The 441-nt window shown below is 64.2% G+C and carries 1 protein-coding gene; it reads right to left on the minus strand.

All coding sequences use genetic code 11. The annotated features are described in order from the left end of the window. Positions 1-332 (minus strand): ABC transporter permease subunit (locus tag EN852_RS35245; protein WP_145994144.1); only part of this gene is annotated, 332 nt, incomplete at its 3' end. Positions 333-441 lie beyond the last annotated feature (109 nt).

Here is a 441-nt window from a genome sequence, read left to right on the forward strand (position 1 = left end):
GCGCCGCGCACGATCTCCGCGATATAGGCGCCGGCATTGATGATGATCGCCATGATCGCGGCCGCCAGCGGGTTGATGCGGACATCCGCCAGGATTGGCAGCGCGAAATAGATGAATATCACCTGCACGATGATAGGGGTGCCGCGAATGATCTCGACATAGATCATGGCGATGGCGTTAAGCACGATGTTGCCATAAGCGCGCGCCAGCCCGGCGGCGAAGCCGATGACAAGGCCGCCGGCAAGCCCGGCGAGCGCGATCAAGACGGTGAGGCGGGCACCCTTCAGCAGCTCGGGCAGTGCCTGCCAGATGACGGACAAGTCGAAATCCATGAGAGCCATCCTTCAGGGGGGGCGCCCCGACCATGCCGGCGCGCCCCAAGGTCCAAGGGGAAGATCCAGGCGGAATCCGGTGGATCAGCTCTTCGGCGGCTCGGTGCCG

Origin of the sequence: Mesorhizobium sp. M2E.F.Ca.ET.209.01.1.1 (assembly GCF_004010375.2) — a bacterium.
In the GTDB taxonomy this organism is placed as follows: domain Bacteria; phylum Pseudomonadota; class Alphaproteobacteria; order Rhizobiales; family Rhizobiaceae; genus Mesorhizobium.